This window comes from Sporosarcina sp. NCCP-2716, assembly GCF_023707985.1.
In the GTDB taxonomy this organism is placed as follows: domain Bacteria; phylum Bacillota; class Bacilli; order Bacillales_A; family Planococcaceae; genus Sporosarcina.
On the sequence record NZ_BRCF01000001.1, the window covers coordinates 707,238 to 715,914 of the forward strand.

5 protein-coding genes, 1 pseudogene and 1 riboswitch are annotated in these 8,677 nt (G+C 56.9%); of the genes and pseudogenes, 1 reads left to right on the plus strand and 5 read right to left on the minus strand.

Translation table 11 applies throughout. The features are described 5' to 3' along the window. Nucleotides 1–121: 121 nt before the first annotated feature. From NFU03_RS03685 to NFU03_RS03700, 4 genes and pseudogenes are all read right to left on the minus strand, one after another. Nucleotides 122–1,900, minus strand: a complete 1,779-nt coding sequence (locus NFU03_RS03685; protein WP_251636176.1) for an ABC transporter ATP-binding protein — start codon at nucleotides 1,898–1,900, stop codon at nucleotides 122–124. Then, nucleotides 1,900–3,647: pseudogene (locus tag NFU03_RS03690) on the minus strand (ABC transporter ATP-binding protein). The gene NFU03_RS03685 and the pseudogene NFU03_RS03690 overlap by 1 nt, the downstream one beginning before the upstream one ends. Before the next feature lie 79 nt (nucleotides 3,648–3,726). Then, nucleotides 3,727–4,059, minus strand: coding sequence for a YolD-like family protein (locus NFU03_RS03695; RefSeq protein WP_251636178.1), 333 nt, complete (start codon nucleotides 4,057–4,059; stop codon nucleotides 3,727–3,729). A 36-nt stretch (nucleotides 4,060–4,095) separates the two neighbouring features. Further along, entirely contained in the window at nucleotides 4,096–5,349 is a 1,254-nt protein-coding gene (locus NFU03_RS03700) for a Y-family DNA polymerase (RefSeq protein ID WP_251636180.1), read from the minus strand. Nucleotides 5,350–5,637: 288 nt separating this feature from the next. On the opposite strand from NFU03_RS03700, the gene NFU03_RS03705 reads away from it, so the two are divergent. After that, entirely contained in the window at nucleotides 5,638–6,876 is a 1,239-nt protein-coding gene (locus tag NFU03_RS03705) for a dicarboxylate/amino acid:cation symporter (protein ID WP_251636182.1), read from the plus strand. A gap of 113 nt (nucleotides 6,877–6,989) precedes the next feature. Here the strand turns inward: NFU03_RS03705 and cobT are convergent, their stop codons facing one another. Then, the gene (gene cobT / locus NFU03_RS03710) at nucleotides 6,990–8,039 is read right to left on the minus strand and encodes a nicotinate-nucleotide--dimethylbenzimidazole phosphoribosyltransferase (RefSeq protein WP_251636184.1); all 1,050 of its coding nucleotides are present in this window, start codon (nucleotides 8,037–8,039) and stop codon (nucleotides 6,990–6,992) included. An 82-nt stretch (nucleotides 8,040–8,121) separates the two neighbouring features. Beyond that, nucleotides 8,122–8,297, minus strand: a riboswitch (cobalamin riboswitch). Between the last annotated feature and the right edge of the window lie 380 nt (nucleotides 8,298–8,677).

Here is an 8,677-nt window from a genome sequence, read left to right on the forward strand (position 1 = left end):
TTTCTCTGTTTTTCTTCTCCATCGTATCAGAACAGACAGGCGAATACGCACATTTTGTCTGTGAACAGTTTATGACACATGCGAAAGCCGCACGCCGATACCCCGGTGTGCGGCTTCTTCATTAGGCGGTCTGTCCGTTCTGCAGCTGATACATTTTGTAGTAGAGGCCTTTCTGCCGGAGCAGCTCCTGGTGGGTCCCCCGCTCGGCGATTTCACCTTTGTGGAGGACGAGGATGAGCTCGGCGTCCTGGATCGTACTCAGCCGGTGGGCGATGGCGATCGTCGTCCGCCCTTTACGCATCTTCTGGAGGCTTGCCTGGATGGCGATCTCGGTCTCCGTATCGATATTCGCTGTTGCTTCGTCGAGGACGAGTATTTTCGGATCGGCGGCCATCGTGCGGGCGAAAGCAATCAGCTGACGCTGTCCGCTCGACAGCGTGGCGCCCCGTTCCATTACTTTGTGGGCGTAGCCGCCTTCCAGCTGTCGGATGAACGAAGACGCCTGGACGAATTCAGCCGCGGCCCGTACGGATTCGGACGTCATTTCGGCGTTGTGCAGCCGGATGTTGCTTTCGATATCGCCATAGAACATGAACGGATCCTGCAGGACGAGGCCGACTTTGCTTCGCAACTCTTCAGGAGGATACGATTTCAGCGAGCGGCCGTCGATTGTGATACTGCCATGCTCATACTCGTAAAAGCGCATGAGCAGATTGATGATCGAGCTCTTCCCGCTTCCGGTGTGGCCGACGAGCGCCACTGTTTCGCCGGCATTCGCGGTGAAGGTGATGTTTTTCAGGACGTCATTCTTCCCGTCATAGCTGAACGTGACATGATCGAAGACGATCGTCCCGTCTGTGATCGAGGCGGATCCGGCTGCTTTCTGGACAGGTTCCATATCGGTTTCATCGATCAGCGCAAAGACGCGTGACGCGGAAACGAGCGCCTGTTGGAAGATCGACAGCCGGTTCATCACTTGCTGGATCGGCTGGAACAGACGGCTCAGCAGTGTCGTGAAGGCATAGATGACACCGACATCGACAGCCGAGGACAACGACGCAAACCCGAAATATGCGAGCGTGGAGACAACAGCTGCGGTATAGAGCAGGTCGATGAACGGACCGAGGAGCAGGCTGTCGAACTTGATGTTCCTCCGGCCGGCCCGGTAATGGCCGTCGTTGATCGTCCCGAATTCGTCCGCAAGCCGCTTCTCCTGCCGGAATGCCTGGATCATGCCCATTCCGGACAGCGATTCGGAGATCTTGCCGTTCAGCTGGCTGAGCCGCTCCCGGATGTCCTGGTAGAAGTCCGCACTGTAGTGGCGGTACACCGCGACAAGTATCGCAAACAGCGGCAGCAGGACGAGTGAATAGAGGGCAAGCGACGCATCGAGTGAAAACAAGGCGATGTAGACGCCGATGATGCCGAAGATCGCCTGCAGGAAGGTGACGACGACACTGACGAACATTTCCTTAATGGCTTCCGTGTCGTTCGTGACCCGCGAAACGATGCCGCCTGCCGGTGTCTTGTCGAAATACCGCATGCCGAGCCCCTGCACTTTCGTGAAAGCATCAATCCGCAGCTGCTGGATGATCTTCAGTGCCAGGCGCTGGAAGCGGATCGACTGGAAGTACGAAATGATCACGACGGTCAGCTGGACGGTTACATAAGCGGCGAGCAGGCGGATGATGCCGGCGCGTCCGAAATCCAGTGTGACGAGATGATTATCGATGAACGACTGGATGAGCAGCGGACCGACGATGCCGCCCGTGATCGTCAGGATCAGCAGCAGCAGGGCGATCGTGATCGACAGTTTATGAGGCTTCAAATAGGTGAGCAGCCGCACGAATACTCGGAGCTGCTGACGGCCGGTCATCGCCGGCTGTTTCGTTTCCTTCATCAGTCCTCACCTCCCTGTTCGACAGACGCTTCGAGCTGCTGCAAGTCATACATCTCTTTATACCGGCCGCCGAGCGCCATCAGTTCGGCATGCGTACCGGCTTCCGCGACGCGGCCTTCTTCCATGACGATGATCCGGTGGGCATGCTGGATGGCGCTCAGGCGGTGTGACGTGATGATCGTCGTTTCCCCGCTGCGCGTTTCCTTCAGTGACCGCAAAATCGCTTCTTCCGTTTTCGCATCGACTGCTGAAAGGGAGTCATCCAAGATGAGGAGCTCCGGTTTCATCAGCAGCGCTCGAGCGATGGAAATCCGCTGTTTCTGGCCGCCTGAGAACGAAACACCGCGCTCTCCGACGACGGTCCGGTATCCTTCTGCAAACCCTTCTATATCATCATCGATATGCGCAAGACGCGCCGCCGCCCGGATGTCATCCATGGAAGCGGACGGATCTGTGAAAGCGATGTTCTCCGCGACCGTCGTTGAAAACAAGAAATGATCCTGCGGCACATAACCGATCGATTCACGCAGACACTGCTGTTTGTACTGCTGGATGGAATGGCCGCCGAACAGGATCTCCCCTTCGTAGTCATCGAATTCACGCAGCAGCAGCTTCAGGATCGCGGTCTTGCCGGATCCTGTCTTGCCGACGATGCCGAGTGTCTCCCCTTGATGGAGCGCAAATCGGACGTCCTGCAGCGCCGGCTGCGGATCATCCGGGAAGGTGAAGGAATCGATGTCGACGGTGAGGTCGCCTTTCGGCCGCTCGCGCCGGCCGCATCGACCACTTCCGGCTCGACAGCGAGCAGGTCGCTGATCCGGCTGTATGAAGCGCTTCCCCGTTCGACGATATTGAACAGGAAGCCGAACGCGAGCATCGGCCACGTCAGCAGTCCAAGGTACGTACTGAATGCGACCAGGTCCCCGACAGACATCTCTTTTGCCAGGATGAAACGCGCACCGAAAACGAAGGTCAGAATGGAAGACACCGCGAAGATCCCGCCGATGGTCGGATCGAATAACGCATCCACACGGGCGACCCGCATGTTCTTCTCGACGACTTCGTCGGACAGCTGCCTGAAGTCCTCGATATCCTCTTTCTGCTGGCCGAAAGTCTTGATGACCTTCATGCCTGAAATGCTCTCCTGCGTCTTGTCGTTCATGCTGGAGAAGGCTTCCTGGGCCGTCCGGAAATGGCGCCGCAGCAGCCGCCCGTAGAAGCTCGTCAGGATGATCATGAGCGGAATCGGGATGAGGGCAATCAGCGTCAGCTTCCAATTGATAGTCAGCGCCATCGTCAAGATGACGAACCCGCCGGTTGAAATGGAGTCGAACAGCGTCAGCACACCCATGCCTGCGGTCTGCTGCACAGCGCTGACATCGTTGGTCGCATGCGCCATCAGGTCCCCGACCCGGCGCTTCTGATAGAAGGCCGGTGACATCTTCAGGAAATGATCGAATAATTGCTTGCGGATCGTCCGGGCGAGCACGATGGCGGACCCGAAAATCATCACGCGCCAGACGTTGCGGAAGACATACATGGCAATTCCGGCAGCGGCCAGGATGATCAGCCATTTGGTCAGCTGGCCGGCATCCAGTGTCCCTTCCGTAATGTCATCGACGATATAGCCGATGATCTTCGGCGGCAGCAGCTGCAGGATGGAAACGAGCACGAGCGCTGTGATGCCGGTGAGGTATTGCGTTTTCCGCTGTTTGAAAAACCAGCCGAGCTGAATAAGTACGTTCACGGATTTCCCCTGCCAATCTATAATGGACTCTGATCAGTTTAGCAGACTTATCCGCTGCCCGGAAAGTATTTGTTTCGAATTATCCGAGTTCGGAAATAGCTTCGACGTCGCCAAGCGAAATGATACGTGCCTGCCCGTCCGGTGTCACTGCCCGCAGGCGCTGCCGTTCCGGCTCCAGGCAGTGGATGAACAGCTCCTCGGTTTCCGGGCGGCCCTTCTGCCAGTGGACGAGTGATACCGGTTCGTTCGTCTCCATGGCGCCGGCCAGCAGGCAGTCCCACTCCTCCAGCTGCTGCTCATCAGGCTCCCGGCGGACAGGCTGTTCGTCCTCCGCCTGCCAGGCACGCAGACGTTCTACGTGTTCCGGCAGCATGAGCGCTGTCCATTTGATCCTTCCGCGGTCTCTCAGCATAACGATCCCCTCCTCTCACGCGTCCCTGACAGGAGCTCACTTCACATGTCCACCGATCAGGCCGGCACGGTGCCGCGCGGTCCCTGCATCGGTATAGGACACGGCGCGCAGCACAGCGTCGGATCCATATTTGCTGCGCAGTTCATCGACTGTTTCGCCTAGCTTGCGCTTCTTCCATTTGGTGCGGTCGAACAGGCTCAGCTGCATGGAATACTCATCGGCCAGGTTCGACAGGCTGATCGACAGCTGACGGACAGGACGCCCGTCGTGGAATTCGTCGAACAGTTCCATGCAGACGGCGTAAATCTTCATCGTCTCGTTCGTCTCTTCCGGTATCGTTTTCGAGCGGCTGAACCCGCCGCCGAGCGCATTTTTGGAATAACCGACGGACAGTTGCACCGTACGCCCCGCCCGCCTGGCAGTCCTGGCGCGCATAGCGACGTCCTCACACATTTCAAGCAGCACGGCGAGCACGTCTTCCCGGCGTTTGTAGTCGCGGAACAGGATCTGCCCCTTCCCGTAGCTCACCTGGCCTTCGATGAGCGGCGCGCCGAGGTCGGATAAGTCGATGCCGTGCGCATGATGATACAGCTGGTTGCCCATGATGCCGAATTTCGATTCGAGCGCTTCGAGCGGCGCATGCGCCAGGTCACCGACCGAATAGATCCCCATACCGTTCAGCGTCTTCTCGAGCCGGCTGCCGATCCCCCACATCTTACTCAGCGGAGCGACAGGCCACAGTTTTTCAGGCACGTCTTCATAACGCCAGCGGGCGAATCCTGTCTTTTTCGCTTCCAGATCGAGCGCCAGTTTCGCAAGCAGCATGTTCGGCCCCATGCCGCAGGCGGACGGCATCTGGAACTGGCGCAGCAGATCGTCCTGGATGCGGGCGACCGTCTCACGCGGCGGCCCCCACAGCCGTTCCGTCCCGTCCAGAACGACGAAGCTTTCGTCGATGCTGTACACATGGATCGCTTCCTTCGGCACGTACTGATTCAGCAGATGGGCGATTTCCATCGAGACACGGATGTAGAACTCCATGGACGGTTCGATGAGGCGGATCGCCGGATCATCCGGGATCTCGAACAGCCGCATGCCGGTCTTGATGCCGAACCGTTTTTTCAGCGGCGGCGAGGCGGCCAGCACGACACCGCCTTTACGTTTCTTATTGCCGATGATGGCGATCGGTGTCTCCATCACATCGAGCCCTTCGAGCGCAGCGGCACAGCTTGCGTAAAAGCTTCTCATGTCCAGGCAAATTACCGTCCGTTCCGGCAGATGGTCCATCATTCATCCCTCCTAGAACGTTTGTTCCCTTAGTATAAAACGAACAAACCCTTTCGGCAACGGCCATTCTTTTCCAGTTCTTGTGAGACGTTGAGATTGTGCGGCGCAGCACGATTAAAAATATTGTAAAATGGTACTTCGGGCGGCCGGAAAGCACCATATCGCCTTTCTTCCGCCAGTAGACCATGCCGCTTTACGTTTTTAGAACAATCAAGAAAATTGACCGCCAAACGATGCTTGCTGTACACTTCGCTAGATAAGTAACCAATCCATACAGATAGGAGCAAGTCCATGATCCGGAAAGTTTGGCGCACGTACCGTGACAGTTCATTTGTCCTCAAAATGACGTTCGGATTCGTCGCCGGTATTATTTGCGGGCTTCTGTTCCGGGAGAAGATGGCCGTCTTCCAGCCGCTCGGCACGCTGCTGATCAACCTGCTGAGCCTGGTCGCCATTCCCGTTATCTTCCTGACAGTCGTGCTTGCGGTCGATCAGATGAGCATCAAGCAGCTTGGCCGCATCGGCTGGAAACTCGTTCTCTACTATGCAGCGACCACCGCGGCGGCAGTCGGGATCGGCGTCGGGCTCGCCCTGCTGTTCCAGCCTGGAAAGCATCTGACACTGCCGAATACAATGGTCGAAACGCCGGCAGCGCCGAATGTCTCGGATGTGCTGCTCCAGCTCGTTCCGTCCAATATGTTCGAAGCGTTCTCAGGCGGCAACGTCATGGGCATCATTTTCCTCGCCGTTATCATCGGGCTCGCCATCTCGGCGATGAAATTTTCCGATGAGCCGGAGATGCGGCGGCACGGCGAGCTGCTTGATCGGGTGATCATCGCCCTGAAGGAAATGTTCTCGAAATTATTGACGGGCGTGCTGCTCTATGCGCCGATCGGTGTGTTCGCGATCAGCGCCACCGCGTTCGGCAGCCAGGGTGTTGCAACGTTCAAGTCGCTGCTTGCCTTCACCGGGGTCTTCTATCTCGGAATCGCGGTTCTGTGGCTGTTCGTCTATACGAGCTTCCTCCGTTTCTCAGGCAATTCGGTCACCCACTTCTTCAAATCGACGAAGGAAGCCTATACGACCGCGTTCTTCACCTCGAGCAGCATCGCTTCCCTGCCGGTGGCCATCAAAGCCGTGCAGAAGGCGGGTGTCTCGGAGAAGACTGCGAACTTTGCCCTTCCCCTCGGTGCCGTCTTCAACTCGGACGGCGGTGCGCTGCGGATGGGAGTGTCCATCGTGTTCGCAGCAAATATCACCAACTTGGATTTATCGGTGTCGAGCTTCTTCCTTATCGTCATCGTCGGCACCCTGCTGTCGATCGGGACGGCCGGCGTTCCGGCAGCAGGTCTCATCACGTTGGCGGCCGTCCTGACGATGTTCGGCCTGCCGCTTGAAATCGTCGCTCTCATCGCAGGAGTCGATGCCATCATCGGCATGGGCGGCACTGCATCGAATGTCACCGGCGATCTCGTAGGAGCCGTCGTTGTCGACAGCTCAGAACGGAAGCGGGCAGTGTCAGAGTCCTGATGCATGGAAGAAGTCCGCTGTTGTAAAAAATACGGTCCATAGCAAAACGCACAGATGAGCCTATCTGTGCGTTTTTGTTTAGCTTATTATTGACACGATGGGCAATGCCTGTTTCAAATTTTCATCTCCACATCCGCAAATGTTGCCATCCGGGTCATCATGCTGACGGCGGCGTCGAAGATCGGAAACGCCAGCGCGGCGCCGGATCCTTCCCCGAGACACATGTCCATGTGCAGCATCGGTTCCAAGCCGAGCAGTTCGCTTGCAAGCTTCCCGCCCGGTTCTGCAGAAGCATGCGAGGCGAAGAAGTACGCTTTTGCTTTCGGTTCAAGGGCAGCAGCAAGCAACGCCGCCACGGACGAAATATAGCCATCGATCACGACGGGCATCCGATGCGCCGCAGCACCGAGCATGACCCCTGCCATCCCGCCGATTTCAAGGCCGCCGACTTTCACGAGGACATCGAGCCCGTCCACGGCATCCGGCCGGTTCACGTCGATCGCTTTCCGGATGACCGCAACTTTGTGCGAAATGCCGCCTTCCCCGACGCCAGCGCCCCTTCCCGTGATGTCAAGCGGATCCCTCCTGCTGAAGACAGCGAGCATGGCGGTGCTCGGCGTCGTGTTCCCGATGCCCATCTCACCTGTCCCGATCAGCCGGGTTCCCTTTTCCGCCTCCCGGGCGGCCATCTCAATGCCGACTTCGATCGAGCGGATGGCCTCTTCGCGCGTCATCGCCGGGCCCTCCGCCATATTGTCGGTGCCGTGCTTCACCTTACGACGGATAACACCCGAGTGTTCCGGGAGCTCTCCCTTAATGCCAATATCGACCGCCGTCACGGCGGCACCCGTGATACCCGCAATGGCACACACGCCGGTCAGTCCCCGCTCGAAAAGCAATGTTTGCGCAAGCGTGATCTCCTGCGGGTTGCCGGAAATCCCTTCAGCATACACGCCGTGGTCGGCCGCCATCGTAATGATCGCTTTCCGGTCGATCACAGGGTGAAGACTTCCCGTGATACCGGACAGCCGGACGGCGATGTCCTCCAGTTTCCCGAGACTGCCGACGGGTTTGATCAGGTTGTCGATCCTAGTTCTGGCGGTCTCCATCATGCCGGCGTCCAGCCCGTGGATCCCTTGAAGGGTCTGTTCCAATACGTTCATCATCATTCTCCTTTTTTGACAAAAAATAAAAGCCTGCAGTGTGTTTGCATAGCAAATACACTGCAGACTTTTCCATCATCTGTATCTCCCCGCAATTCAGGCAGGTCTCCTGGCTCAGGATCTGCGTTCCGCTGCTCCTTCCCGGAACCGAATCCAGTGGGCCATGCAGCGAAACTCCCCGTTTACAGTGGCGGGACCGCTGGAGATTCACACTCCATTCCCTATTCTCCCCGAAGGGCACCTGTTGCGTCGGTTATTCTTTTGTAAGTGTCATCATAGCCGAAGCCGCCAGCGTTTTCAAGAGCGGGCGGCGCACCAGGTTTCTCGCTGCGCTCGCTGGGTGTTGCACTCCGATCAACTAAGCAATTGGTTCAAAGATTATTCCTTAAAAGCTCCCGATTATTTAGCACTTGCCCTTTTCATTTCAACTCTAATAAGTAATATAGTAAAAAATCCTAATACCGAAAGAGCTAAAGTAGCACTCGTAATTAGCCAATTTACTTCTCCGTTTTTGAGAAAGCTCACAAGTAAAATTCCCGATAAAACACCAGCAACAAGCATAAAATATGTTTATGGCACACTAGAAATGTAGGAAACGGCAGCTAATTTATGTATAAAAAAAGGCCACTTGCCAACAT

What these genes read in the sequence shown, in the direction of transcription:
- NFU03_RS03685 (WP_251636176.1), bottom strand. Translation starts at nt 1,900, where the DNA reads ATGAAGGAAACGAAACAGCCGGCGATGACCGGCCGTCAGCAGCTCCGA.
- NFU03_RS03695 (WP_251636178.1), bottom strand. Translation starts at nt 4,059, where the DNA reads ATGCTGAGAGACCGCGGAAGGATCAAATGGACAGCGCTCATGCTGCCG.
- NFU03_RS03700 (WP_251636180.1), bottom strand. Translation starts at nt 5,349, where the DNA reads ATGATGGACCATCTGCCGGAACGGACGGTAATTTGCCTGGACATGAGA.
- NFU03_RS03705 (WP_251636182.1), top strand. Translation starts at nt 5,638, where the DNA reads ATGATCCGGAAAGTTTGGCGCACGTACCGTGACAGTTCATTTGTCCTC.
- cobT (WP_251636184.1), bottom strand. Translation starts at nt 8,039, where the DNA reads ATGAACGTATTGGAACAGACCCTTCAAGGGATCCACGGGCTGGACGCC.